The sequence below is a fragment of the Sphingobium sp. genome, assembly GCF_041987595.1.
Classification (GTDB): Bacteria; Pseudomonadota; Alphaproteobacteria; order Sphingomonadales; family Sphingomonadaceae; genus Sphingobium.
The window spans coordinates 43,515-68,411 of sequence record NZ_JBHIWJ010000004.1 but is presented as its reverse complement, the minus strand read 5'-3'; the positions used below and the strand labels follow the sequence as shown (position 1 = coordinate 68,411).

Sequence of the window (24,897 nt, the reverse complement as noted above, 5' to 3'; positions counted from 1 at the left end):
TATAGGGATTTATCGTGAAAGTTAGAAGCGCGCCGTCAGCGATGCGGCGATCTGGTCCGCATTGCCGCTGGTCTGCGACAGGGTGGTCGCAGTCACGGTCGCAGGCGAAGGATAATAGCTGTCCGGGCGGATGATATTCGCCTTTTCGACGAAATTATGCGCGTAGCTGAGATTGAGGGCGAAGGCAGGGGAGATGTTATAGGTCGCCCCGGCCGTCAGCCAGGCACGGTCGCCGTCGGGCACGCGGGTCGTCAGATGCTGTTTGTTGGTCGGCGATCGGTCGAACATGGTGCCGGCGCGCAGGGTCAGCGCCGGGCTGACATCATATTCCCCGCCCAGACTGACGCTGTAGCTGTCCTTATAGTCCAGCTCCTTGTTCGTGGTGCCGCTCGCCGTGGTGACGGCAATGCCCTCGAACACCGACCAGTTGTACCAGCGCGCGCTGATCATCGCGCGCACCTTCGGCGTCAGGCGATGCATGAAACCCACCGTCACGATATCCGGCAGGTTGAGCGGGGCGGACGCGTCAAATTCGCCATTGGGATTGACCGGAAAACCAACCAGTCCGGAAATGCTCTGGGTGCCGTCCAGCTTGTGTTTGACGCTCGATCGATAGGAAACACCGACATTGGTATCGCCACTGGTGTAGAACAGACCTGCATTCCAGCCCACCGACCAGTCGTTGCCCTTCAGTTCGGCCATGCCGTCGGTAGCGATCAGCGGCGAAAGCTGCGGCAGGGCGTTGGTCAGAGTCGCCTTCACATATTGCACGTCGAGGCCGCCGCCGACCGAGAAATGATCGTTCAGCTTATAGGCGGCGGACGACTGGATATTATAGGTTTTGAGGTCGGTGTAGAGTGAATCGTAGCGGCCAAAAAAGCCGTCATCATAATCGAGTTTGAGGCCGAAAGGCGCATTGACGCCCACGCCAAGCCACAGCCGGTCGGTGATCTGACCGGTGATATAGAAGCTGGGAACCGGAATGACCTTGTCAAAAGGGTTACCGCCCGAATTGCCAGCGATCGGAACCTGAACAGTTGAAGCCGGGGCGGTGCGATAGGAACCGCGATTGGACTGGTGCGCCGTCGCCATCAAGGCCACACCGCCTGCCGAGGTCTGAATACCGGACAATTCGGTCATGGCCGCCGGGTTGAAATAGATGGCGGACGGATCGTCTGCCGCCGCACCGGCACCGGCCAGCGCACGTCCGGTTTCCAGGGGCGACTGCTCCTGCAAATAGAATCCGCCCGCGAGCGCCGGAGCGGGTGCCGCCATCGCAGCGAACAAGAGACTGGCAAAAACGGGACGGCGCAACGGCATGGCAATTCCTCTCCTGAACTCAACAATAGGCATGTGGCTCTTCCCGCGTAGCGGTCCCCTGACGCCCTGCTGCTATAAGCAATATGGTTAATTTATCGTTCGAAAAGCCTAAATTTTCATGGCTTTCACGGTAGGACAGCGCCTGACCTTGCACCGACGCTACGGCACCGACGCGAAAATGACGTTTACGTAAACGCAAAAAAAAGCCGCCCCGGAGGACGGCTTGAAAGTTTTAGGAGAGGATGCCTGAAAGGCTCGTTCCTTTTGCGTTGCAGCGTCCCTTCCCGCAAATGCGAAAAGCTGACGCTCGATTGCGTTTCATGCAATCGTCACTTTTTTGTCAGCTTTCCGTAACGGAAAATGCGGTTCATTTTTTTGATAACGGTATCACTCTTTTGTCCAGCGTTGTCATCGGAAGGGCGGTCAGGACCGAATCACACCCGAATCAGCGAGCTGCGAATCAACGATGGCCATCAGCTTGGACAACGCGCTGGCATCTTTCGCTTCCGCCCGCATGACCAGCGCATCCTGCGTATTGGATGCCCGCAGCAGCCACCAGCCCTGCGGCATCGTGACCCGCAACCCATCCGTTTCGTTCATGACAGCTCCATCCCGCCTCAGCCGCTCGCGTACTTCCTCGATCACGGCGAACTTTCGGCTTTCTTCGACCGGGAAGCGGATTTCCGGCGTATTGACCATGAGGGGCATGCCATCCCGCAAGGCCGTTACGCTGCGGCCCAGACGTGCGAGACCGCGAATGAGCCGCACCGCCGCGTAAAGCCCATCGTCAAAGCCATAATAATCGTCCGCAAAGAAGACATGGCCCGTCATCTCGCCACCCAGCGGCGCGCCAATCTCCTTCATTTTGGACTTGATGAGGCTGTGGCCGGTCTTCCACATGCAGGGCTGACCGCCCAGTTCCGCGATCCGGTCGAACAGGGCCTGGCTAGCCTTCACATCCGCGACGATCGTGGCTCCGGGATGGTCTTGCAGCACGAGTTCGGCAAAAATGCCCAGCAGCTGGTCGCCCCAGATCACCCGTCCCTTGCCGTCGACCACCCCGATCCGGTCGCCATCGCCATCGAAAGCCACTCCAAAGTCGAGCTTGTTCGAGACGACAAGCTCTTTCAGGTCGGCCAGATTCGCCTCGACAGTAGGATCGGGGTGATGATGGGGAAAATGGCCGTCTATCTGGGTGAACAGCGTATGATGCTCACCCGGCAGGAGCTTGACGAGATTCTCCACCACCGGGCCGGCCGCACCATTGCCCGCATCCCAGCCGATGCGCCAGGCCGCGCCGTCAAACCCTTCGATCAGCCGCGCCACATAGCGGCTCATGATGGGAGCGCTTTCCTGCCCGCCCGATCCGTGGGTCCAGTCGCCTGCCGCCGCCAGCTCGCCCAGCCGCCTTATGTCGTGTCCAAAAAAGGCGCCGTGCTGAAACACCAGCTTGAAGCCATTGTGATCGGCGGGATTATGGCTGCCGGTTATCTGAATGCCGCCATCAACGTCCAGCACGACCTCGGCATAATAGAGCATGGGCGTCGGGCCGAGACCGATGCACACCGCATGGACGCCGGAGTCCCGGAGGCCCCTGACCACCGCCTCTTCCAGCATGGCGGAGGTGAGCCGCCCGTCCATGCCGACCGCGACCCTTGATCCGCCTGCCCGCCTGATCAGCGAACCGAAGCTGCGCCCTACCGCGTAGGCATCATCCACGCCCAGCGTTTCGCCGACAATGCCGCGAATGTCATATTCGCGCAGAAGCACAGGATGAAAGCGGTGGGCCATGGCATCCTCTCCTCCGTTAGTGGCGCTGCGCTGCTTCCTTGATCAGCAGGTCACGCGCCGCATTGATCTGCGCCGCCAGCGCCTCGGTCCCTCCCTTGTCGGGATGGACCGAGGCGATCAGGCGGCGATGCGCAGCGCGGATCGCACGGGCGTCAGCGTCCGCCCCGATTCCCAGCAGCTTGCGAGCGGCCGCAATATCCTGCGGCGCAGGTGAAACCGATGGAGTTGCCGCCTTCGCCCTTTTTTTGGCCGGCTGACTCTTCGTAAAGAAAAACAGCGCCGCGCCCAACAACAGCGGCGCGCCGATCACGGGCTTTCCCTTCGCCGCCATCACGGCGCCGACCAGTGCGGCGCCCAGCGCCATGCCATCCTTAGCACTCATGCGTTGCAATCGTCCCGTCCAGATCAGCCAGGCCGCCAGCCCGATCAGCAGAAAGGCGAGCAAACCCATCAGGCCGCGCCGAGCATATCCAGCGGCTGAACTTCGTCACGCGTGGGGAGGGCGAGGCCTGAAACCATCTCGCGCAGTTCCTGCCGCGCCGCGATATGGCTGACGCCCAGTTCGCCCAAATGCCCCTTGTCGAGCAGGGTGAGACCCGAGGGAAAAAGCTCGCGGAAGATGACGCGCTCCGAAAGACCGGGAATCACGCGGAATCCGACCCGGCGGGACAGTTCGACCAGCGCATCGCCCACGCGTTTCTTGTTGCGTGCATCATGATGCTGCACGCGGTTGCGCAGCACCACCCAGTCGATCGTCACGCCATCCGCCTTGGCGCGGGTCTTGCGGGCCTCGAAAATCAGCTCGGAATAGAAGGACAGGCGCTTCACCTTGAAGGTTTCGGCGTCAACCTGCCCGATCAGATCGAAATCGACGAAACTGTCATTCATCGGCGTCACGAGCGTATGGGCGCGGGCAGCCATGTGACGAGCATAGTCATCGTCGCGGCCCGGCGTATCGACGACCAGAAAATCCTTGCCCTCGGCCATGGCGGAAGCCTGTTCCTCCAGCGCCTGGACGCTGTCGCCCCTGAACACGGCGAATTCCGGGGTCGGCAGGTCGATGCCGCGGCGGCGCGCGGTTTCGGCGCGATTCTCCATATAGCGGGTGACGGTGCGCTGACGTGGGTCGAGATCGATCATGCCCACCTTGTGGCCCAGCACGGTCAGGGCGATGGCCGTGTGCACGGCGGTCGTCGACTTGCCGGTTCCGCCTTTCTCATTGGCGAAGATGATATGGTGCGTGTGGGCGTTCGCCATCGGACCTTGATAACCCCGTTGATTGTCGCAATGAATATTGACCGTTTTGTCCGGTCATGCCTTAGCAGGATATACCCCTTGTTGATGCCCTTATCGGAGCCCCTCGTAACGTGCAAACCCTCCGTGACCTGCCTTCACTCCGCGCCGCTGTCGAAGCCCTGAAAAGCGACGGAAAGCCGCTGGCTCTGGTGCCTACCATGGGGGCGCTGCACGACGGCCATATGGCTCTGGTCGAGGAAGCGCGCCGCCATGCGGGCCATGTCGTCGTGTCGATCTTCGTCAATCCGCGCCAGTTCGGGGTGAATGAGGATCTGGACGCCTATCCCCGGCGCGAGGCCAAGGATGCGCAGATGCTGCAGGCGGCCGGCGTCGACATTCTCTGGGCGCCCGGCGTTGAGGTCATGTATCCGGCGGGCTACGCCACCAACATCTCGCTGTCCGGCGTGACCGAGGGGCTGGACGGCGCGGCCCGCCCCGGCCATTTCGACGGCGTGGCAACCGTGGTGACCAAGCTGTTCAATCAGGTTCAGCCCCATGTCGCCCTGTTCGGAGAAAAGGATTACCAGCAACTCGCGGTGATCCGCCAGATGGTGCACGACCTCGATATGCCCGTCGAGATAGTGGGCGTCCCCACCCAGCGGGCCGAGGACGGTCTGGCCCTGTCGTCACGCAACGCATATCTGACCGAGGAAGAGCGCAGGGATGCGCTGGCTTTGCCCCGCGCCCTGGGAGAGGCTGCGCGGCAGATGGAAAAGGGCGCGACCGTCGACGCCGCCATTGCCAAGGCCACCGCCATGCTGGCGGCCCATGGATTCGATCCGATCGACTATGTGACGCTGTGCGACGCGGTGACTCTGGAACCGATGAGTGCGCTGGATCGCCCCGCGCGGCTGCTGGGCGCGGCGAAGCTGGGGAAGACGCGCCTCATCGACAATATTGCGGTCGAACCAGCAGGCTGAACCGTCAGAACGGCTTCACGATCACCGCGACGACGATCACCGCGGCAGCAATACCGGGTATCTCGTTCAGAAGGCGCAGCTGCCTTTCGCTCAGGGGGCGCTGCCCCTTTGCGAGCTTCTTCGCATAACCTGCCATCCAGCCATGATAGCCCGACAGGCCCAGCACGAAGAGCAGCTTCAGGTGGAACCAGCCGAAATGCCAGGCGCCGATCTCCACCATCAGCATGAGTCCGAAAACCCAGACCAGTATCAGCGACGGGTTGAGGATGATCTTGAGCAGCCGCCGTTCACGGTCAATCCATTTGCGGTCCTCGTCCGATCCTGCCGCGCATTGCTGGTGATAGACGAAGAAGCGGGGCATCATGAACAGGCCCGCCATCAGAAAGATGACGAAGATGACGTGCGCGGCTTTGACCCACAAATAGGCTGCTCCCAGATAAGGCATCATCGGCTCTCCGGCTGGCGAATGACGGTCAGCAACGCCTCGACATGCGCGATCGGCGTATCGGGCAGGATGCCATGGCCAAGGTTGAAGATATGCGGCCGCCCGGCAAAGGCGGCGCGGATGTTGGCGACCGCCTCCTCCACGGCCTTGCCCCCGGCGATCAACGCGAGCGGGTCGAGATTGCCCTGCACCGGCATTCCCTGCGGCAATGCGCGATTGGCCCAGTGCGGATCGACGCTTTCATCGACGCCCACTGCGTCAACGCCGGTGCCCACCGCATAATCGGCCAGCTTCTCCGCCGCGCCCTTGGGGAAACCGATCACCGGAATATCGGGATGAAGGGCTTTCAGCTTCTCGACGATCCGCCGGTTGGGCTGAATGACCCAGCGCTCGAACTGCAGGGGCGCCAGACTTCCCGCCCAGCTGTCGAACAGCTGAATCGCCTCGACCCCTGCCTTGATCTGACCGCTGAGATAAATGACGGTCGCATCGACGATCGCATCGATGATCGCCGCGAAACGTTCGGGCTGCTGATAGGCAAGACGGCGGGCCGCGCCCTGATCCTTGCTGCCCTGACCCGCCACCATATAGGTCGCAATGGTCCAGGGGCTGCCTGCAAAGCCCAGGAAGGTCACTTCCGGGTCCAGGTCGGCCCTGACCCGCCGGACCGTCTCATAGACCGCCTCAAAGCGGCTGAAATCGGGTTTGAGCGCCGAAAGGTCGGTTTCGTCCAGCGTCGGGGCCAGCCGCGGCCCCTCCCCCGCCTCGAACCAGAGATTCTGCCCCATCGCATAAGGCACGATCAAAATGTCGGAAAAGAGGATCGCGCCGTCGAAACCGAAACGGCGCAGGGGCTGAAGCGTCACCTCCGCTGCTGCCGCGCTGTCATAGACCAGTTCCAGGAATCCGCCCTTCCGTGCCCGCAATTCGCGATATTCGGGCAGGTAACGGCCGGCCTGACGCATCAGCCACATGGGCGGCGGCGAGAGATATTCGCCCTTCAGGACCGAGAGAAGCGGCTTAAGGCTTGGCCCGTTTTCAAGGCCGGCATCTGGTCCCGTCATATTATCTCTTATTTAGATTCAAAGGATGATGGAGTTAGTAGGGCGCTTGGCAGCGGGGTTTATGCGCTGTGCCCGGATTTGCCAACAACTTGACTCCTCAAACGCATAGTTTCCCGTCCGAGTCAGCGAAGTTATCCCCCTTATCCACAATCTGTGGATGGAAAAATCCGGCTGTTGGGGAGCTGTGGACAAGAGTCCCCGAACCGGGGACGGGGATGAAGGCCCGATTCTGCCCGCAAGCTATGCCTTGATTTATCCACAGCCTCCCCACAGAGATATTCTTCCATGTCACGTATCCATCTCCATCTCCTCTCGGACTCCACCGGCGAAACACTGGAGAATATCGCCAAGGCAGCGATCGGCGCGTTCGAAAATGTCGAGGCGGTACGCCATTTCTGGCCGATGGTGCGGTCCGATGTCCATCTCGACCGGATCATGGAGGAGATTGCCGCCAATCCGGGGCTGGTGCTCTTCACCCTTTCAAACCACCAGCTGCGGCGGCGGCTGGAGACGCGCTGCCGGGCGCTGGGCCTGCCCCATGTGGCGGCGCTCGACAGCGTGACCGACGCGCTCTCCAACATATTGGGGCAGGAGACGCGCAACCGGCCGGGGCGCAAGCATATACTGGACGAAGCCTATTTCGCCCGGATCGAGGCGATCCAGTTCACCATCGCTCATGACGACGGCGTGGGCCATGAAAATTGGGAGGAGGCGGACATCGTGCTGGCAGGGGTGTCGCGCGCCTCCAAGACGCCGACGTCCATCTATCTCGCCAATCGCGGCTACAAGACCGCCAACATCCCGCTCGTGATCCAGTCGCCGCCGCCGCGCAGCCTCTATGCGCTCAAACATCCGATGGTGGTGGGTCTCACCGTCAGTCCGGAGCGCCTGGTGCAGATCCGCCGCAACCGCCTCCTGTCGCTCAATCAGGCGCCTGAAACCAGCTATGTCGATCTTGACAAGGTGCAGGAGGAACTGGCTTTCGCCCGGCGCATGTTCGCCGACAATGGCTGGCCGGTGATCGACATGACCCGCCGCTCGATCGAGGAAGCGGCCGCCGCCATCATCAACCTGTTCAATGACCGCGTGCTGGCGGAGGGGAGTTAAGCCATGATCGTGCTGGCATCGCAAAGCGCGAGCCGCCGGGCGCTGCTGGAAGCGGCGCAGGTGCCGTTCGAGGCGCTGTCGCCCGGCGTGGACGAGGATGCTGCCAAGGAAGCGCTGCGCGCCGATGGCCTCAATGCCCGGCAGCTGGCCGACGCGCTCGCGGAACTGAAGGCGCTGCGGGTATCGCGGCGGGTGCCGGGCGGGCTGGTGCTGGGCTGCGACCAGACCCTCAGCCTTGAAGACGGCACGATGATCGACAAGGCGGTCGACCGCGCCGATGCGGAGCGCATCCTGACGCTGCTTTCCGGCAACGTGCATCATCTGCACAGCGCTGCGGTGATCGCGCTCAATGGGGAGCCGATCTGGCGCCATATCGAGCGGGTGCGAATGACTGTGCGGCCCTTGTCTCAGGCTTTCATTGCCGCCTATCTGGATGGGGACTGGGAACAGTGCCGCTGGTGTGTCGGCTGTTACAGGATCGAAGGGCCGGGCGCGCAGCTTTTCGCAAGGGTCGAAGGCAGTCAGTTCGCGATTCAGGGGCTGCCGCTGCTTCCTTTGCTTGACTTTCTGCGCGTGCGGGGCGTTCTGGCGTCATGACCGACAAGCTCCCTTACGCTGAAGTGATCGGCGATCCAATCGAACACAGCAAATCGCCGCTGATTCACAATTTCTGGCTCGATGCGCTGGGAATCGAGGCGGAATACAGGAAGACCCATGTGACGGGCGAGGGGCTATCCGCCTATTTTCTGGCACGCCGGGCCGATCCCGACTGGCTGGGCTGCAACGTCACCATTCCGCACAAGATTGCGGTGATGGACTATACCGATGATCCGGGGGGCGTGCGGGAGCGGATCGGGGCGATGAACACGATCGCCAGCGAAACCGGCGGGCCGCTGATCGGCACCAACACCGATGCGGGCGGATTCCTCCAGCCGTTGCTGCGCGACAAGTGGCAGGGGCAAAGCGCGGTTCTGGTGGGCGCGGGCGGCGCGGCGCGGGCGATCCTGTTCGCGCTGACAAGTCTGGGCGTGTCTGACGTTACGGTCATGGTGCGCGATGCCGCCAAGGGGCAGTCTCTGCTCGACCGGGCGGGCGTCAAAGGGCGGGTAATCGGTATGACCGATGCGCTGCCCAAGGCCGATCTGCTGGTCAACACGAGTTCGCTTGGCATGACAGGTCAGCCGATCCTTGATCTGGATCTCCGACCACTGGCCGACGGCGCCACCGTCTATGACATCGTCTATGCGCCGCTGGAAACCGCGTTGCTGAAAGCCGCGCGGGACAGGGGACTAAAGGCGCTGGACGGTCTGGAAATGCTGATCGGGCAGGCGGCGCTGGCCTTCGACATCTTTTTTGATGCGCAGGCTCCGCGCGAACGGGATGAGGAATTGCGCGCGCTGCTGATGGCTGCCTGAGCGCGATGAAAATTTACGGTCTCACTGGCTCCATCGGCATGGGAAAGTCTGCCGTCGCGGCCATGTTGCGGCGGGAAAGGGTTCCGCTTTTCGATGCCGATGCGGAGGTGCACCGGTTGCAGGGGCCGGGCGGTGCCCTGCTGCCCGCGATCGAAGCCCGATTCCCCGGCACTACGGGTCCGGCGGGCGTCGACCGGGCAAGGCTGGGCGAGGCGGTCTTCGACCACCCGCAGGAGCTGAAGGCGCTGGAAGCCATCGTTCATCCCGCCGTGAAGCGGAGCCGGGAGGCATTTCTGCGGCGTTACCGCTCACGAAAATTCGTCGTGCTGGATATTCCGCTGCTGTTCGAGACTCACGGTTATCGCAAGCTGGCCGGCGTGATCGTCGTCACGGCGCCTGCCTGGAAGCAGCGCAAACGGGTCCTGGCCCGGCCCGGCATGACCGCTGCCAAATTCCGTCGGATTGTCCATCTGCAAACAGCCGATGCTGAAAAGCGGCGCCGGGCGGATTACATCATTCACACGGGCACGACCTTCGCAGAGACCCGTTCGCAGGTGCGCCGCTTGGTCGCTTGCCTTGGCGCGAAGAGAGTCCGATAAGAGGCAGTCAGGCCAGAGTCGTTGAAGAGGGCGATGCGCGAGATTATTTTCGACACTGAAACGACTGGATTCGACCCTGCCTCCGGCGATCGCCTGGTCGAAATCGGGTGCATAGAACTCCTCAACCGGGTGCCCACGGGGCGTACCTTCCACGCTTATTATAATCCGCAACGGTCCATGCCCGCGGCGGCGGAGGCGATACACGGCCTTTCGGATGCTTTCCTGCGGGACAAGCCGCTTTTTTCTCACGGCGTGGAGGAATTGCTGGCCTTTCTGGAGGACAGCCGGCTGGTGGCGCACAATGCGCGTTTCGATTTCGGGTTCCTCAATCACGAGCTGAAGCTTTGCGGCCTGCCCGAAGTGATGATGGACCGGATGATCGATACGGTCGCCATCGCCCGCCAACTCCATCCCGGCGCCAAGCACAGTCTGGATGCGCTCTGCACCCGCTACGGCATCGACCGCAGCCATCGCATCAAGCACGGCGCTCTGCTTGACGCCGAACTGCTGGCCCAGCTTTATATCGAACTGACCGGCGGCCGTCAGATCGGCCTTGGTCTTGCACAGGAGGAAGAGAAACAGGAGTTTAGGGTGGAACTTGCGGCGCAGGTCGCGGTTCGCCCTGTTCGTCCCGCGCGCGTCTTCATGGCCAGCGCGGAGGAGCTGGAGCGGCATGCCGCGTTCGTCGCGACGCTGGATAAGCCGCTCTGGCTCGAGGAGGCCTGAAACAGCCGTCATCCCATGACGCAACTGCCTTCAGGCCCCATGCCAGCCGGACCGTCGTCCGCGGTCCGGGCAGAACAAGGAGAAGGCATATGGATATTCGTGTTTCCGGGCATCAGGTCGACACGGGCGAGGCTCTGAAGGAGCATGTCACCACCCGGCTGGAGGCTGTGGCCGAGAAATATTTTTCCCGAACCCTTTCCGCTCAGGTCACGTTTCGGCGCGCCCCGCACGGGGCCTTTCATTGCGACATCGTCTGCCATGTCATGACCGGTCTCATCCTGAAGGGCGCGGGCGAGGCGCAGGAGGCGCATCCGGCCTTCGAAGGCGCGGCCGACAAGATCGAAAAGCAGCTTCGGCGCTACATGCGCCGCCTGAAGGACCGCAGCATGCAGGCGGCCGCGGCCGAAGCCCAGCGCTCCAACGGCTTTGGTCTGGATCAGCTGGACGGGGCGGGTTACACGATTTTCGCTTCGATCGCCGATGAGGAGGAACCGGCCGAAGCACCGTTGATCGTGGCGGAGACCCGCGTGGACATTCCGGAGGCCAGCGTGTCCGACGCGGTGATGATGCTCGACCTGCGCAACACCAATGCGCTGCTGTTCGTCAATGCGGGCACGGCCGCCTACAATATGGTCTATCGCCGTCACGACGGGACCATCGGCTGGGTCGAACCCCAGCTGCGCTGACATCGGCTTCCCCCCGGCCGCCGGTTGACCTTGGTCGGCAGGCGGCCTATGGGGCCGTGCTTTGAAGATCCGGGCATTGCGTCGATTTTCCGAAGCCGGGCGCGGCTCGGCTGGGATTTGGCATGGTTCATTTCAACGATATCGTCGCGCCCGAAGCACTGGCCACAGGCCTGTCGGTGAACGGCAAGAAGCAGTTGTTTCAGAAGATTGCGGTGCTGGCTGCGCAAGCCTACGGCCTTGACGCCGATCTGGTGGCCGAAGCGCTGACCGAGCGGGAAAAGCTGGGTTCGACCGGTTTCGGCAGCGGGGTGGCCATCCCCCATGCCAAGATTCCCGGCCTTCAGAAAATGTGCGGCGTCGTCGTGCTGGTCGATCCGGCGGTGCCCTTCGACGCCGTGGACGAAGCCCCGGTGGATATTGTCTTTGCCCTGTTGTCGCCTGTCGACAGTGGCGCCGAACATCTCAAGACTCTGGCGCGCGTGTCGCGTTACCTGCGGGACGAGGGCCAGGTTGCCCGTCTGCGCGGCGCGGGTTCGACTGCGGCGCTTCACGCCCTGCTGGCCGGTGGCGAGGCGCGTGACGCGGCCTGATCACCCCCCTTCGCCCAGCGGCGAGGCGGCGCATTTCCGGGCGCTGGAGAATCTCTACCGTTCCGCGCCGATCAACGGGCTGTTTCGTTCGGAACTCGTCATTCCCGAAGAGGGCCGATCAGTCATCCATTTCGACGTCGACGAGACGCAATTTCATGCCGCGGGCGCGGTGCATGGCACCGTCTATTTCAAGATGCTGGACGATGCGGCCTTTTACGCGGCGAACAGCCTTGTGAGCGATCGGTTCCTGCTCACGACCAGCTTCAATCTGCTGTTCACCCGTCCGATCGGGCCGGGCCGAATCCGTGCCGAAGGACGCTGGATCAGCGGCAAGCGGCGCGTCTATGTCGCCGAAGCCAGCCTGATCGACAGCGAAGGCGAGGAGGTCGGGCGCGGCACCGGCACTTTCATGCGCTCGCAATTCCCGCTGTCTTCGCTTCCGGGCTATGCCAACTGACCGGCTGACCAGCGCCATGCTGGTCGGCGTGCTGGTCCGACGCTGCGCCGCTGCGGGCGGATTTGCCACGGTGCTGGTCAAGGGCGATGGAATTAGTGGCGTGATTCTCATTCAAGCGCTTGAAAAGGGCCGGGAACTTGGGCTTTTTGAGCGCGTTTCTGACTATGCGGGCGGCTACAGCCTCGCCCGCTGCGGCCCGGAACCGGACAAGGGATCGGAGGCAATGGCGCAATATCTGGCGCGCCGTCGCAGCGCGGACCCCGATCTGTGGGTGGTAGAGCTTGATATCGCGGATGCGGAACGGTTCGCCGCTGAAACGATCTGTTGATCGTTGACTCATTTCCTGCGCGCGGGCAGAGGCCTCCGACGCTTTCAACGCGCAGGTTGCCGATTTCGTCCACGGGGGGCGGATGCGGTAAACACGCAGACGGGGGGCGGCCGGACGTCGGTGTATTTTGGGGTTTGATGACGTCCCCGGCCAAGAACCGCACGATTTTGAGCTGTAATGAGTTTTCGTCTGAAGGCTGCGATCATCGCAGCATTTGCCCTGTCCGCCACCGCGGCGGTTACCGCGGCCGACATGTCGAGCGCTTCCGAAGCCGCTCCGTCGGTTCTGTCCCTTCCGGGGACCACAGAGCTCAATGCAGCTCCGGCTGGTGCGAAGCCCGCCGTCACTTTTGCCGCGCCGCGCGAGATCGTGCAGCCGCTGGCTCCTCTTTCCGGCTCCGACGATGTGAAGGCCGATAATCTCGCTGCCCTTGTGGACGCGCAAAGCGTGGCCGATGATGTTTCCGGCGACATGAAGTGCCTGGCCGGCGCCGTTTATTTCGAATCGAAGGGCGAAAGCCTGGAAGGCCAACTGGCCGTTGCCCGCGTCATCATCAACCGGGCCAGGTCCGGCCGGTTCGCCAGCAGCCTGTGCGGCGTCGTCTATCAGCCGGGTCAGTTCAGCTTCGTGCGCGGCGGGGGGATGCCCTCGATCCGCACCGGCAGCGAAAGCTGGCGTGAAGCTGTCGCCATCGCCCGGATCGCGCTGGACGACAGCTGGGACAGCAAGGCGGAAGGCGCGCTCTATTTCCATGCGCGCCGCGTCTCGCCGGGCTGGGGCAAGCGTCAGCTCGCCGCGATCGACAATCATATCTTCTATCGCTGATCCTTTGCCTGCTGCGTAGCGCGCGGCGGGGATCGCCAGGTGAAGAGCCGATGGGGACATGCCTCATCGGCTCTTTCTTTTTGTTCCCGACTTGTTCTAAAATGCCGCGCATGACATCCGATCTTTCCCACAGTTGTTCGCCGCTGACTGACGGCACTGCGCTGGCCGTCGCGCGCGGCACGCTGCGCCTGTTTTTCCGGCATGACATGAGCGGTATTTTGGAAGTGCCGCTGCCCAATGGCCGCCGTGCTGATATCATGGCGCTGGACGGGGCAGGGCGGATCACGATCGTCGAGATCAAGTGCAGCCGGGCAGACCTTTTGGGCGACATGAAATGGCCGGATTATTTCGACTATTGCGATCGCTATTTCTGGGCAGTGCCGCCAGGTTTCGACCTGTCGCTGTTTGACAGCGAAGCTTTATGGCCGGGCAGAACGGGCCTGATCGTCGCGGATCAATATGACGCCGAATTGGTCCGCCCCGCGCCGATGGAGCCACTGGCGGCGGCCCGGCGCAAGGCAGAAACGCTGCGCTTTGCCCGGCGTGCCGCCCGACGGCTGACGGCGCTGGCGGACCCCGATCATGCGGCGGAACTGGGATGGTAGAATTGCGGTCAGTCCGGCGGAGGCCAGTATATCAAGAGGTTTTAGCCCCTGCGATCACAGCCTTCGCCGGATGACGTCACTGCGGACAAATCGCCCGAGCCTGAATCAGAACACCGGTCCCTGCACCGGTCCCTTGGGCGCAGTGGTCGTTTTCGCAGCGCTCAACGCCTCCACCAGTCCCGGCGTCCGGGAGTCGCGCTGCGCATAGTCCCGCGCCGACATGCCCGCGATGGTGTCGCGCTTGTCGGCATTGGCGCCCTGCGCCACCAGCAGACGGACAAGCCCTACGTCACGAAGCTGCACGGCGCGGATCAACGGGGTTTCGCCGCTGCCGTTCGGCTTGTCGATCTGTGCATTATAGCTCAGCAGGCTGCGCACGCCTTCCTCGAACCGCGCCTGCACCGCGTCCATGAGCGGCGTGTTGCCGTCATTGTCGGTCAGGTTGGGATTGGCGCCCTTGGCCAGCAGAAAGGTCAGCCATGTGTTGTCCCGCCGCGCGACGACCAGATGCAGGGCCGTGTCTCCCGAGGTCACATCGCGGCTGTTGATCACGGTCGATCCGGGCTTCTGGATCAGGTCGGTCACTTTCTGGCCGTCGGCGTCCTTCACCGCCTTCAGAAAGTTGTAATTGTCCGAAAATTGCGCCTGCGCCGCGACCGGCAGCAATGCCAGCGCCAAAGCGGCCAAGGCCGGAAAACGTCTCGTCATGGTCGTCGAAAGCCCCGTTGGGATTTGCAAATCGGGCCATAGCAGGGCATGGCTGGCGGCGCCATGAACAAAGCGCTGATTTCGCTCGCCCTGCCGCTCGCCGCTCTGCTGGCCGCCTGTAATATGGGGGCAGGCGGCAACGCATCAAGCAGCATGGAAAGCGCCCCTGGCGATCTGCATGGGGCGCGGATCGGTGCGCCCTTCACCCTTACCGATCAGACCGGCAGGAAGGTCCGCTGGGACGATTTCAGAGGAAAATACCGGCTGGTCTATTTCGGTTACACCTTCTGTCCCGATGTCTGCCCGCTTGATCTGCAACGCATCATGCAGGGCTTCGCGAAGTTCGAAAGGGACAGGCCTGCACTGGCCGCGAAGGTCGAGCCGATCTTTATCAGCGTCGATCCGGATCGGGACACACCCGCAGTGCTCAAAAGCTACGTCGCGGCATTCCACCCGCGGCTGATCGGCCTGACCGGCACGCCGGACGAGATCGCCAAGGTGGCCAAGGATTTCGTCGTGCTTTATAACAGGGAAAAGGCGCAGGGCGCGAGCGGCTATCTGGTCAGCCATAGCCGCACGCCCTATCTGTTCGGGACTGATGGCGCACCGGTCGCGCTGGTGCCGGTGGACGATCCGGGAACGCCGGGCGAGGATGAGGGCGAGCCGCAAAAGGTGACCGCCTTCCTCGAAAAATGGGTGAAGTGACGGTTGGATTTCTGGGAAAAGCCTCTCGACAAGCTGGACCGCGCCGAATGGGAAGCCCTGTGCGATGGTTGCGGCAAATGCTGCCTGCACAAGGCGGAGGATGAGGATACGGGGCATATCTATCCTACCAATGTCGCCTGCCGCCTGCTCGACAGGCACAGCGGGCAATGCACCAATTACAAGGACCGCCGCCGCTTCGTGCCTGATTGCGTGCGCCTGACCCCGCAGAAGGTGAAGACGATCAGCTGGCTGCCGCGCACCTGCGCCTATCGCCTGCGCGGCGAAGGCAAGCCGCTGCCCGAATGGCATTATCTGATCTGCGGCGATCGCGAGGCGGTGCATCGCGCGCAGGAATCCGTGCGCGGCTGGACGGTGGCCGAAGCCGACGCCGGGGACTGGGAAAATCATCTTGTCGACCGGGAACTGTGACGCAGAGATTCTGATTGACGGCGTTGCCGTCCCGGTGCGGGTTCGCCGTTCGGCACGGGCCAGGGCATATCGGCTGTCGCTGGATCATACGCGTGGGGAGTTGCGACTCTCGCTGCCGGTTCGCGCCAATCTGAAGCGCGCCCTGGGATGGGCGCAGGAGCATGAAGGCTGGGTCCGCTCGCAAATGGCAAAGCAGCCCGCGCTGACCATGCTGGGCGACGGTGCGGTGTTTCCGTTGGAGGGGCGGCAGTTGCAAATCTGCTGGATTGAAGGGGCGTCCCGCACGATCCGGATCGAGGGCGACCGTCTGATGCTGGGCGGCGCGGTGGAATCCGTGGGCCCACGCGTGCTGCGTTGGCTGAAGCTGCGGGCAAGGGCGGTGCTGGAAACCGAAAGTCACGCAATGGCGCGCGACAATGGCCTGATCGTGGCATCTGTCGGCGTGGGGGATCCGCGCAGCCGTTGGGGAAGCTGCGCGTCGGACGGATCGATCCGCTACAGCTGGCGGCTTATTCTTTGCCCGCCGGAGGTCCGCCGCGCCACCGTCGCGCATGAGCTGGCGCATCTGCTGCACATGGATCATAGCGCGGCCTTCCACGCGGCCCATAAGCGGATTTTGGGCTGCGATCCCCGGCCCGCCCGCGCCTGGTTGCGGGTCCATGGGGCGGCGCTGCATCGCTTCGTGGGATAAGCATGGCCCGCAAGAAGCGCTATCTGACGGCCACCATGCCCGATGGTTATGTGAAGACGATCGGGCCGACGACCGACCCCTTCACCCATTATTGGCGGATCGTCGCCGAACTGGAGAATGGCAAGACGGAGGTTTTCTGGGGTCACACCCGTTCGCTGGCCGAAGCGAAGAAGAAGAGGACCGCCGCGCAGGAGGGGGCAAGGATGCGCGGCTGGAAAAGCTATGCATTCGAGATTGCGGAACTGCTCGAAACGCCCCTCTAGAGCTGTTCCAATCGGATTGAATCAGATCGCCGCTCTGCTTTCCCTGTTTTCCACGATTTCTTGACCAGCGACCGGTTCCGATCGCCTGGAAATCGCTCTAGCCTCTGTGCGGCCATGCTCCCGACGCATCCGCCGAACAGTCATGCGCCGAATCACGCTGGTAGGGCAGACCGCAGGCGCGGCAGGTGGTGTAGTCGCCGGCCTTCAAACCATGCCCCACCGCCACCCTTTCATCGAACACATAGCAGTCACCCTGCCAGCGGCTTTGCGCTTCCGGCATTTCCTCCAGATAGCGCAATATGCCGCCGCGCAGATGATAGACCTCGTCAAAGCCGCGCGCCTTCGCCAGCGCTGTGGACTTTTCGCAGCGAATGCCGCCGGTGCAGAACATGGCGATGCGCGGGCTTCGCCCCTGTTCGCGCAAATCCTCCGCAAAGCGGTCGAACCAGGCGGGAAAGTCCCGGAAGGCCCGCGTGCCCGGGTCGACCGCGCCTTCAAAGCTGCCCACAGACACTTCATAGGCGTTGCGCGTGTCGATGATGACAGTGTCGGGATCAGCGATCAGGTCGTTCCATTGGGCGGGGTCGAGATAGGTGCCCGCCTGGTTCGCCGGATCGAGATCGCCCGCGCCCAGCGTCACGATCTCCGCCTTCACCTTCACCTTCATCCGCGCGAAGGGGGCTGCTGGCGCGCTGGCATATTTGACGTCAAGATCGGCGCAACCCGGCAGACTGCGGATATGTGCGACCAGGGCCGCTATCGCCGCTTCCCCGCCAGCGACCGTGCCGTTGATCCCTTCGCCTGCGACGATCAGCGTGCCGCAGGTCTGGAGTTTGGCGCAAAGGATGCGCAAATCCGCGGCAATCGATTTGGGATCAGAAAAGGTTGCGAAACGGTAGAGCGCGGCAATGGTGAAGGGGTGATCCATGCACCGCCCCATAAAGCATCGCATACCCTACTGGGAACCGCTTTTGCGCGAGCGCGGCGCGAGCATGGGAATCGGCATGGCACGCCCTCTTGAAAGCCGGGGGGCAAGGGGGCATAGCCAGATCATGGTTCCCCTTTCGTTCGCAGGTCACGAGTTTCTCGCCTTGCCGGAGGCTGCGTTGTTCTGGCCAGCGCGCTCGGCTTTGCTGGTGGCGGATCTGCATTTCGAAAAGGCGAGCTGGTTTGCCCGTTTCGGTCAGTTCCTTCCCCCGCATGACAGTCAGGCGACGCTGGACATGATCGAAACACTGGTCGATCGGACAGGGGCGCAGGCGGTCTGGTCGCTGGGCGACAGCTTTCATGATGCCGATGGCGCTGCGCGGCTCGATGTTCGGACGCGGCATCGGCTGCGGGCGCTGACCGACCGGCTGGACTGGGTTTGGATCACCGGCAATCATGATGTCGCCATGACCGAATCGCCTGGCGGCCAGTGCTGTGCCGAGTTGCAGGTTGACGGCATCTGGTTGCGGCATGAAGCCGAACCCACGGACCCGCGACCGGAGATATCCGGTCATTTCCACCCCAAATTGCGTCTGTCACTGCGTGGGCGGCATATATCGCGCCGGTGCTTCGTAGAATCTCGCACCAAATTGATTCTGCCTGCTCTGGGGGCGCTGACCGGCGGGCTGGATGCGGGGCATTGCGAGATCCTTCGTGTCATGGGCCCCGAAGCCATGGCCTTGGTCCCGGTTGCCGACCGGCTTCTGCGATTTCCGCTTGGTTCATAATGACGCTAGGGAAACGCTAATTTAAGCTGTTGCTGCTAGGCAACAGCAGATGAAAATCCTGTTATCGGCGACCGCAAAAAGCGCGGAAAATCAGGGCCATCTTGCCTTTATCCTGCTGTGTCCGCATAGTTGCAGGAGACAATTGACACGGCGGAAAGTCGTGCGGCGTGAAGAGAGGGAGCATCATCATGCATAAAAAGAGCCTTTGGCTGATTTCTGCCGGTGCCGTCGCACTGGGCAGCAGCGTTCCCGTCGCGTGGGCGCAAGACGGCAGTTCAGCGGTCGATCCGGACGGCGTCAACATCATCGTTACCGCTACGCGACGCGCCAGCCCCCTGTCGGACGTGCCGATAGCCGTGTCGGCCGTGACGGCGCAGGCGATGCAGAACAGCGGCGCCACCGATATCCGTTCGCTGAACCAGTTGGCGCCGTCGCTGCTGCTTTCCTCCACGGGCACGGAAGCCAATGCTTCGGCGCGTATTCGCGGGATCGGCACGGTCGGCGACAATCCCGGCCTGGAAAGCTCGGTCGCGGTGTTTATCGACGGCGTCTACCGCTCGCGTACGGGTGCGGGCCTGAACGAACTGGGTGAGATCGAGCGCGTCGAGGTGCTGCGCGGGCCGCAGGGTACGCTGTTCGGCCGCAACGCTTCGGCAGGTCTGATCAACATCATCAGCAAGGCGCCCGAGTTCAAGCTGGCTGGCAAGGCGGAGGTGACCTACGGCAATTATGATTATTGGCGCCTCGCCGGTCGGATCACCGGACCCGTCACGGACAGCCTTGCGCTCAGTCTGGACGGCGTCTGGTCGAAGCGCGACGGCTTCTTCGATCTGGTCGACGCTAGTGGCGCCAAGGTCGGCGATACCAATGACCGCGATCGCTATTTCCTGCGCGGGCAGGCGCTGTTCGAGCCGAACGACGCGTTGTCGATCCGACTGATCGGCGACTACACCAACCGCGATGAAAGCTGCTGCGGCGCGGCTTATGTCGAAACGCGCGAGCGACGGCCCGTGGCCGGCGGCGGCTACAGCACCGCGCCGTTCAACCGTATTGCCGCGATACTGGCCGGGCAGGGCAGCACCTTTGCGGCCGATCCCTACGATCGCGACCTGCATATCACGGCGGGCCGTGATTATGTCAGCAAGCTTGAGGATTGGGGCGTTTCGGGCGAGGTGAACTATGATCTGGGCGGCGCCAAGCTGACCAGCATCACCGCCTATCGCGACTATAAGAGCCAGGATTATGGCGATTATGACTATAGCGGCGCCGATCTGCTCTATCGCGATTCCAACACCTATCGCCAGTTCAGAACCTTCACCCAGGAGCTGAGGGCGCAGGGGTCAGCCTTCAATAATGTGCTCGACTGGCTGGTGGGCGGTTATTACGCTCATGAAAAGCTGACGCTGGAGGATAATATCCGTTTCGGCGCGGATTATGGCCGGTTCGCGGCTTGCCGCCTGATGGCGGGAGCCAGCGTCAACAGCAATCTCACCGCGGGGCAGCTTGCGGCCTGCGGTAATGGCACGGCGACGCAGTTGCTCATTGCCGGCACCCAGGCGCAGCTTAATGCGGGGCTGATCGGTGCCGGGGTTCCGGCTTTGCAGGCGGGCGCGATTTCCACGGGTCTGGGCAACGGGCTGCGCGCGCTGGCGGCGATCCCTTCGGGAACGGGTGACGTCGCTTCGCTCTACCACCAGAAAAGCGAGAACTGGGCGCTGTTCACGCACAATATCGTGCATATCACCAGCCAGATCGACCTGACGCTGGGGCTGCGTTACACCCATGAAAGCAAGCGTTTCTCAGCGGATTTCAACAATAACAACGCGACCTGCGCGGCATTGCAGGGGTCAAGTCTGCCAAGTCTGGCCACCAATCCGGCGCTGGGGTCGGCGGCTGCACTGGCGGGCGGGATCCTGACGCTGGGCTGCCTGGGCAACAGTTCGAGCGGTCTCAACGCGCTCGACCTCAACGACAGGATCAGCGACGGGGAATTTTCCGGCACAGCCGTCCTGTCGTGGAAGCCGGTCGATGAATTGCTGGTCTATGGCAGCTACTCGAAGGGCTATAAGGCGGGCGGCTATAATCTGGATCGCTTCCAGTTGGGGTCGACGGGTCTGAATCCGGTCCCGGCCGTGTTTGCCCCGCGCACCAATGCGGATGTGACCAGCCTGCGCTTTGCCGCTGAGAAGGTCGACGCCTTTGAAGTGGGCCTGAAATATACCCAGCCCAAATGGAGCGCGAACATCGCTGCATTCCGGCAGGAGTTCAAGAATTTCCAGCTCAATACCTTCAACGGCACCAGCTTCGTGGTCCAGAACATCAACGGCTGCGACAGCGCACTGACGGCGGCGCGAACCTGCGCCAGCGGCGATGTCGGTCCCGGCCTGATCAGTCAGGGCGTGGAGTTGGAACTGTCGGCGACGCCGGTGCGCAATGTCCGTTTTGCCGGCGGTTTCACCTATGCACGCGCCAAATTCGCCAACCGGCTGGTCGGCAGCAGCAGCGGCTCCGTGCCGCTCGACCCGGCGCTGTTCCTGCTGCCCGGCTCGATCAATTCGCAGGCGCCCGAAGTGGTGACGACAATGAGCGCGTCATGGACGCCAAAACTGGGAACCGGCGGCCTGTCGGCGCTGTTCTATGTTGATGGCCGTATGAGCAGCGACTTCAACACCGGCTCGGATCTGTTCCCTGAAAAGAAGCAGGACGGCTATGCGGTGTTCAACGCCCGCGTCGGTATTCGCGGTCCGCAGCAGCGGTGGGCGATCGAATTCTGGGGCCAGAATATCTTCAACCAGGATTATACGCAGGTCGCCTTCAGCAGCCCGCTGCAATCGAGCAGTCCGTCAACCTCGACCGTCGGCCAGTTTCCCGGCGCGCCGATGGCGAACCAGCTGATATCGGCCTATCTGGCCGAACCGCGTACCTACGGCATCACCCTGCGCGGGAGTTTCTGATCATGCCTCTCCCGCTCGCCGGTATCGGGCGAGCGGGGGACGGGCGTTCACCGAACAGCGCGGTTCCGACGCGGATGTCCGTCGCGCCCAGCATGATCGCCGTTTCATAATCCCCTGACATGCCCATGGAGAGGCGCTGGAGGCCTTCCTCCCGCGCCATTTTTGCAAGCAGCGCGAAAAAGGGCGTCGGTTCGATGCCGGCGGGTGGGACGCACATGAGTCCGAGCAAAGGAATTTCGGCAGCGCGGGCCGTCTTGATGAGCGCCGGGACCTCCGCGATGGTGCAGCCGCCCTTCTGCTCCTCCGCACCGATATTGACCTGAACATAGCAGGGGATGCGCCGGTCCGCCGCATCCATCGCCCTGGCAAGCGCCGTCAGCAGGGAGGGGCGGTCAAGCGAATGAATGACGTCGAACAAGGCAACGGCGTCGACGGCCTTGTTGGACTGAAGCTGGCCGACCAGATGCAGGGCGATATCGGGAAACTCCTCGCGCAGGGCGGGCCATTTGCCCTGCGCTTCCTGCACGCGATTTTCGCCAAAGATCCGCTGGCCCGCGTCGATCAACGGGCGGATGGCGTCTGATCCCTGCATCTTGGACACCGCGATCAGGGTGATGTCGTCAGCGGTGCGGCCCGTGAGGCGTGCGGCGCGGTCCATGGAATCGCGGATGGCGGTCAGGCGTTCGGCCGCTTCGATGGTGTCGGTCGTCATGGGCGCTGCTATAGGCAGGGCCATGAAATGCCGCCACCGCAAAAAATTGCCCAGCCTCTGGCTGATGACCGATGAGCGTGTGGCGGAAGCGAGGTTGCTGGCGGTAGCGGCCCGCTTGCCCAAAGGCAGGGCGGGCATCGTCCTGCGCCATTATCGCACGCCGGGACGGGAACGCAGGGCTTTGTTCGACCGGCTGGCGGATATTGCCCGCCGCCGGCGGCTGGTGCTGATGCTGGGCGGCACGGCGCATCAGGCTGCGGCCTGGGGCGCGGATGGCTGGCATGGGCGGGAGGTCCGCCGGGCGGGGCGGCCGATGCTCCATAGCGTGCCGGTGCATGATGCGAGGGAGATGCGCCTGGCAGCGCAGGCAGGGGCGGATTGCATTTTCCTGTCGCCCTTGTTCCCGACGCGGTCGCATCCCGGTGGCCGGTGGCTGGGGCGGGCGCGCTTCGCGGCTCTGGCAGGTCAGGCGCAAGTGCCGGTGATGGCGCTGGGTGGGGTTCGCCGGGAGCATCGGACGACGCTGAAAGGCATCGGAGCCTCGGGCTGGGCCGCCATCGACGGGCTGTCCGACTGAAGGGTGCGGGCTGCAAGCGACGAGAGCGGTGGGCGGAGGCGTGGTTGACATAGGTGGCAGCATCCGGCGCCGGAAATACGGCGCCTTTGCGAAAATTTCCTATTCAGAGCGCGTTGCGTTAAATCAGGCGCAGGCCGCGCGCTTCAACTTTTGTTGCCGCATCCGGTTAAGCGGATCGGCTCCCGCTTTCTGCACGATGCTCTAAACGAGGCTGGATGGGCCGGCCATGTTCGAGGATCTGTGATGGCAGCGCAAAAAGGCTTCTCTGTTCGTGAGCAAAAGGGAATCCCATATCATTGACGGCTGGCATCTCTACCGCCGGTGCAGGAGATGACCCCATCAGACCTCGCCCCTGGCTGGGATGACAATGAGGCAGCTGTCCCTGCTGCCGCCCGCTTGCAGATAAGCGCAGGCTGCTGCCTGATGAGATCATGCAGCAGGAAGACGGGAAACAGCTGGCGATTTTAGAATTTGAAGACCGTACCCAGATAGACGGCCTGCGCATCCTGACGATCGTCGGTCATCGGGGTGAGGCGGCCGGCAAAGCTGTTATTGTAGCGAATGCCCGCCGTGACGTTCAGATTGCGCGTCAGCGAATAGGAACTGGCCAGATCCAGCGAATAATCCTTGTCCGCGCTGGGGTTGCGAACGGTGGCCGCCGGTTCGCGGCGGCTTTCGATCAGCACCTTGGTGCTGAAGCGATCCTTGCCGTCCTTATCCCTGTCCAGCGAAAAGTTCTTGGCGCCGGCCATTTCGACCGGAACCGGATCAAGCTCCTTTCGGCCCACCGCTTCGGGCAGGGCGAACTTGCGCCAGTTGTGGGCGCTGTTCAGGCTGAACGCGACCGGAGCGATGCCGATCGGATCGAGCGTGCGGTTCACCGCCACGCGATCGTTGAGGTCCGCGGCCCGGACCATGACGGTGACGGAGCGCTGGCCGCTCATCGAACCGCTGGTGGGCGTGAATCGGAAATTCTGACGGCCCGCCGAGGCCGCGATCTTCGCATAGGCCGCCGCCAGACGCGGGTCCTTGGTCGTGGGGGTGAAGGAAGAGATGCTGCCCAGCGCGCCGAGCGAAACGGGCACTTCGCTGCGCAGCCGCACGAGATCGGTCGCCGCGCCGAGAGCCGGAGACAGCATGAAGCCGGCTGCGGCGATCGCCGAGCCTGCCAATGCAATATGTCCCCTTTTCAGGCGCATGATACGATTCTCTTCCCCGCCGACTAATTTTCTGTGAGTCTTTCTACACGCAAGACTCCGCAATTGGTAGAGCGCTACCAGTTTTTTGTCCGGCCTGTTGCACGGAACACACAGGATTCTTTCCCGTCCTGCGGCGGGCCGTGACGCGTCGGCCACGCTCCCCGCGCCCAACCCCTTGCCGATTGGTGCGGGTCGACTATAGAAGCGGGGCGTTTTCCTGAATGATGGGACATGAATTGATGGTCCGCCGCTTTTCTTCACCTTTTTCTGCCGGTCTGCTGCTGGCCGCCATCCTGCCGCTCGCCGCCTGCGGGGGCGGGTCGAAGGATCGCCCGAAGGCGGACCTCGCTGCGTCGAAGGTGACGACCATCGGCGTCAATGCCTATCTCTGGCGCGCAAGCCTCGACACCCTGTCCTTCATGCCGATGGTGCAGACGGACTCGAACGGCGGCGTGATCGTCACCGACTGGTACGCCAATCCGAACAGCCCGAATGAACGGATGAAGCTGACCGTATCGATTCTGGATCAGGATCTGCGGGCCGACGCGCTGCGCGTGGCGGCCAGCCGTCAGGTCAGCCAGAATGGCCAGTGGATCGACGCGCCGGTGCAGGCCGCGACCGTGCAGAAGCTGGAAGAGATCATCCTTACCAAGGCCCGCGACCTGCGCCGCATGGCGATTGCGGGCTAAAGCCCTTTTCCGTCGATTGTTGTAGAACCACGGGGCTGGGCTTGGACAAAGCTCAGCCCGAACGCATTTTGAGGACATATT

General features: G+C 62.8%; 30 protein-coding genes. 20 read left to right on the top strand and 10 right to left on the bottom strand.

Annotated elements, in window-relative coordinates:
- Positions 1–21 precede the first annotated feature (21 nt).
- The 4 genes from ACFC3J_RS02145 to ACFC3J_RS02130 form a co-directional block, all read right to left on the bottom strand.
- Entirely contained in the window at positions 22–1,320 is a 1,299-nt protein-coding gene (locus ACFC3J_RS02145) for an OmpP1/FadL family transporter (RefSeq protein ID WP_375194563.1), read from the bottom strand.
- Positions 1,321–1,743: 423 nt separating this feature from the next.
- Complete coding sequence (gene pgmG, locus ACFC3J_RS02140) at positions 1,744–3,111, bottom strand: phosphoglucomutase/phosphomannomutase PgmG (RefSeq protein ID WP_375194562.1); 1,368 nt, start codon at positions 3,109–3,111, stop codon at positions 1,744–1,746.
- A gap of 16 nt (positions 3,112–3,127) precedes the next feature.
- The gene (locus ACFC3J_RS02135; protein WP_375194561.1) at positions 3,128–3,562 is read right to left on the bottom strand and encodes a molecular chaperone DnaJ; all 435 of its coding nucleotides are present in this window, start codon (positions 3,560–3,562) and stop codon (positions 3,128–3,130) included.
- A complete protein-coding gene (locus ACFC3J_RS02130; protein ID WP_375194560.1) occupies positions 3,562–4,368 on the bottom strand; it encodes a division plane positioning ATPase MipZ in 807 nt (268 codons plus the stop codon). The genes ACFC3J_RS02135 and ACFC3J_RS02130 overlap by 1 nt, the downstream gene beginning before the upstream one ends.
- A gap of 110 nt (positions 4,369–4,478) precedes the next feature.
- On the opposite strand from ACFC3J_RS02130, the gene panC reads away from it, so the two are divergent.
- The gene (gene panC, locus ACFC3J_RS02125) at positions 4,479–5,327 is read left to right on the top strand and encodes a pantoate--beta-alanine ligase (protein ID WP_375194559.1); all 849 of its coding nucleotides are present in this window, start codon (positions 4,479–4,481) and stop codon (positions 5,325–5,327) included.
- A gap of 4 nt (positions 5,328–5,331) precedes the next feature.
- Here panC and ACFC3J_RS02120 read toward each other — a convergent pair whose 3' ends face one another.
- Together ACFC3J_RS02120 and hemE are read right to left on the bottom strand one after the other, a co-directional pair.
- On the bottom strand, positions 5,332–5,772 hold the full coding sequence (locus ACFC3J_RS02120) for a CopD family protein (RefSeq protein ID WP_375194599.1): 441 nt from the start codon (positions 5,770–5,772) through the stop codon (positions 5,332–5,334).
- Complete coding sequence (gene hemE, locus ACFC3J_RS02115; RefSeq protein WP_375194558.1) at positions 5,772–6,836, bottom strand: uroporphyrinogen decarboxylase; 1,065 nt, start codon at positions 6,834–6,836, stop codon at positions 5,772–5,774. The genes ACFC3J_RS02120 and hemE overlap by 1 nt, the downstream gene beginning before the upstream one ends.
- 285 nt (positions 6,837–7,121) lie before the next feature.
- Between hemE and ACFC3J_RS02110 the strand changes: the two genes are divergently transcribed.
- From ACFC3J_RS02110 to ACFC3J_RS02060, 11 genes are all read left to right on the top strand, one after another.
- A complete protein-coding gene (locus ACFC3J_RS02110; RefSeq protein ID WP_375194557.1) occupies positions 7,122–7,943 on the top strand; it encodes a pyruvate, water dikinase regulatory protein in 822 nt (273 codons plus the stop codon).
- A 3-nt stretch (positions 7,944–7,946) separates the two neighbouring features.
- Entirely contained in the window at positions 7,947–8,540 is a 594-nt protein-coding gene (locus ACFC3J_RS02105) for a Maf family protein (RefSeq protein ID WP_375194556.1), read from the top strand.
- Entirely contained in the window at positions 8,537–9,358 is an 822-nt protein-coding gene (gene aroE, locus ACFC3J_RS02100; protein ID WP_375194555.1) for a shikimate dehydrogenase, read from the top strand. Before ACFC3J_RS02105 ends, aroE begins: the two co-directional genes overlap by 4 nt.
- 5 nt (positions 9,359–9,363) lie before the next feature.
- Positions 9,364–9,957, top strand: a complete 594-nt coding sequence (gene coaE / locus ACFC3J_RS02095; RefSeq protein WP_375194554.1) for a dephospho-CoA kinase — start codon at positions 9,364–9,366, stop codon at positions 9,955–9,957.
- Between the two features lie 33 nt (positions 9,958–9,990).
- A complete protein-coding gene (dnaQ, locus tag ACFC3J_RS02090; RefSeq protein ID WP_375194553.1) occupies positions 9,991–10,683 on the top strand; it encodes a DNA polymerase III subunit epsilon in 693 nt (230 codons plus the stop codon).
- 89 nt (positions 10,684–10,772) lie between these two features.
- The gene (gene hpf, locus ACFC3J_RS02085; protein WP_375194552.1) at positions 10,773–11,369 is read left to right on the top strand and encodes a ribosome hibernation-promoting factor, HPF/YfiA family; all 597 of its coding nucleotides are present in this window, start codon (positions 10,773–10,775) and stop codon (positions 11,367–11,369) included.
- 122 nt (positions 11,370–11,491) lie between these two features.
- Entirely contained in the window at positions 11,492–11,959 is a 468-nt protein-coding gene (locus tag ACFC3J_RS02080) for a PTS sugar transporter subunit IIA (RefSeq protein ID WP_375194551.1), read from the top strand.
- Complete coding sequence (locus ACFC3J_RS02075; protein ID WP_192667895.1) at positions 11,934–12,416, top strand: PaaI family thioesterase; 483 nt, start codon at positions 11,934–11,936, stop codon at positions 12,414–12,416. Before ACFC3J_RS02080 ends, ACFC3J_RS02075 begins: the two co-directional genes overlap by 26 nt.
- The gene (locus tag ACFC3J_RS02070; RefSeq protein WP_375194550.1) at positions 12,406–12,744 is read left to right on the top strand and encodes a DUF1491 family protein; all 339 of its coding nucleotides are present in this window, start codon (positions 12,406–12,408) and stop codon (positions 12,742–12,744) included. The genes ACFC3J_RS02075 and ACFC3J_RS02070 overlap by 11 nt, the downstream gene beginning before the upstream one ends.
- 177 nt (positions 12,745–12,921) lie before the next feature.
- Positions 12,922–13,569, top strand: coding sequence for a cell wall hydrolase (locus ACFC3J_RS02065; RefSeq protein WP_375194549.1), 648 nt, complete (start codon positions 12,922–12,924; stop codon positions 13,567–13,569).
- Positions 13,570–13,679: 110 nt separating this feature from the next.
- Positions 13,680–14,174: an MmcB family DNA repair protein gene (locus tag ACFC3J_RS02060; protein ID WP_375194548.1), complete on the top strand. Its 495-nt coding sequence runs from the start codon at positions 13,680–13,682 to the stop codon at positions 14,172–14,174.
- 105 nt (positions 14,175–14,279) lie between these two features.
- Here ACFC3J_RS02060 and ACFC3J_RS02055 read toward each other — a convergent pair whose 3' ends face one another.
- Positions 14,280–14,882: an ankyrin repeat domain-containing protein gene (locus ACFC3J_RS02055; RefSeq protein WP_375194547.1), complete on the bottom strand. Its 603-nt coding sequence runs from the start codon at positions 14,880–14,882 to the stop codon at positions 14,280–14,282.
- Between the two features lie 48 nt (positions 14,883–14,930).
- Between ACFC3J_RS02055 and ACFC3J_RS02050 the strand changes: the two genes are divergently transcribed.
- Genes ACFC3J_RS02050 through ACFC3J_RS02035 form a run of 4 tightly spaced genes read left to right on the top strand, consistent with a single transcriptional unit; the run spans position 14,931 to position 16,970 of the window.
- Positions 14,931–15,587 carry an SCO family protein gene (locus ACFC3J_RS02050; protein WP_375194546.1) on the top strand — a complete coding sequence of 219 codons (657 nt, stop codon included), beginning with the start codon at positions 14,931–14,933 and terminating at the stop codon, positions 15,585–15,587.
- Between the two features lie 3 nt (positions 15,588–15,590).
- Positions 15,591–16,016, top strand: a complete 426-nt coding sequence (locus ACFC3J_RS02045; protein ID WP_375194545.1) for a YcgN family cysteine cluster protein — start codon at positions 15,591–15,593, stop codon at positions 16,014–16,016.
- Positions 15,997–16,707: a M48 family metallopeptidase gene (locus tag ACFC3J_RS02040; protein WP_375194544.1), complete on the top strand. Its 711-nt coding sequence runs from the start codon at positions 15,997–15,999 to the stop codon at positions 16,705–16,707. The genes ACFC3J_RS02045 and ACFC3J_RS02040 overlap by 20 nt, the downstream gene beginning before the upstream one ends.
- Positions 16,708–16,709: 2 nt before the next feature.
- The gene (locus ACFC3J_RS02035; protein WP_375194543.1) at positions 16,710–16,970 is read left to right on the top strand and encodes a hypothetical protein; all 261 of its coding nucleotides are present in this window, start codon (positions 16,710–16,712) and stop codon (positions 16,968–16,970) included.
- A gap of 97 nt (positions 16,971–17,067) precedes the next feature.
- On the opposite strand, the gene ACFC3J_RS02030 is transcribed toward ACFC3J_RS02035, so the two are convergent.
- Positions 17,068–17,898 carry a rhodanese-related sulfurtransferase gene (locus ACFC3J_RS02030; protein ID WP_375194542.1) on the bottom strand — a complete coding sequence of 277 codons (831 nt, stop codon included), beginning with the start codon at positions 17,896–17,898 and terminating at the stop codon, positions 17,068–17,070.
- Between the two features lie 124 nt (positions 17,899–18,022).
- Between ACFC3J_RS02030 and pdeM the strand changes: the two genes are divergently transcribed.
- Both pdeM and ACFC3J_RS02020 read left to right on the top strand, forming a co-directional pair.
- Positions 18,023–18,685, top strand: coding sequence for a ligase-associated DNA damage response endonuclease PdeM (gene pdeM / locus ACFC3J_RS02025; protein WP_375194598.1), 663 nt, complete (start codon positions 18,023–18,025; stop codon positions 18,683–18,685).
- Between the two features lie 188 nt (positions 18,686–18,873).
- Complete coding sequence (locus ACFC3J_RS02020; RefSeq protein WP_375194541.1) at positions 18,874–21,639, top strand: TonB-dependent receptor; 2,766 nt, start codon at positions 18,874–18,876, stop codon at positions 21,637–21,639.
- Here ACFC3J_RS02020 and ACFC3J_RS02015 read toward each other — a convergent pair.
- Positions 21,617–22,351, bottom strand: a complete 735-nt coding sequence (locus ACFC3J_RS02015) for a YggS family pyridoxal phosphate-dependent enzyme (RefSeq protein ID WP_375194540.1) — start codon at positions 22,349–22,351, stop codon at positions 21,617–21,619. The two genes, ACFC3J_RS02020 and ACFC3J_RS02015, sit on opposite strands and share 23 nt — an antisense overlap.
- Positions 22,352–22,373: 22 nt before the next feature.
- Between ACFC3J_RS02015 and ACFC3J_RS02010 the strand changes: the two genes are divergently transcribed.
- The gene (locus tag ACFC3J_RS02010) at positions 22,374–22,928 is read left to right on the top strand and encodes a thiamine phosphate synthase (RefSeq protein ID WP_375194539.1); all 555 of its coding nucleotides are present in this window, start codon (positions 22,374–22,376) and stop codon (positions 22,926–22,928) included.
- A 464-nt stretch (positions 22,929–23,392) separates the two neighbouring features.
- On the opposite strand, the gene ACFC3J_RS02005 is transcribed toward ACFC3J_RS02010, so the two are convergent.
- Positions 23,393–24,127, bottom strand: a complete 735-nt coding sequence (locus ACFC3J_RS02005) for a hypothetical protein (protein ID WP_375194538.1) — start codon at positions 24,125–24,127, stop codon at positions 23,393–23,395.
- Positions 24,128–24,366: 239 nt separating this feature from the next.
- Here ACFC3J_RS02005 and ACFC3J_RS02000 point away from each other — a divergent pair, with 239 nt between their 5' ends.
- Complete coding sequence (locus ACFC3J_RS02000; RefSeq protein ID WP_375194597.1) at positions 24,367–24,816, top strand: DUF3576 domain-containing protein; 450 nt, start codon at positions 24,367–24,369, stop codon at positions 24,814–24,816.
- Positions 24,817–24,897: the final 81 nt, after the last annotated feature.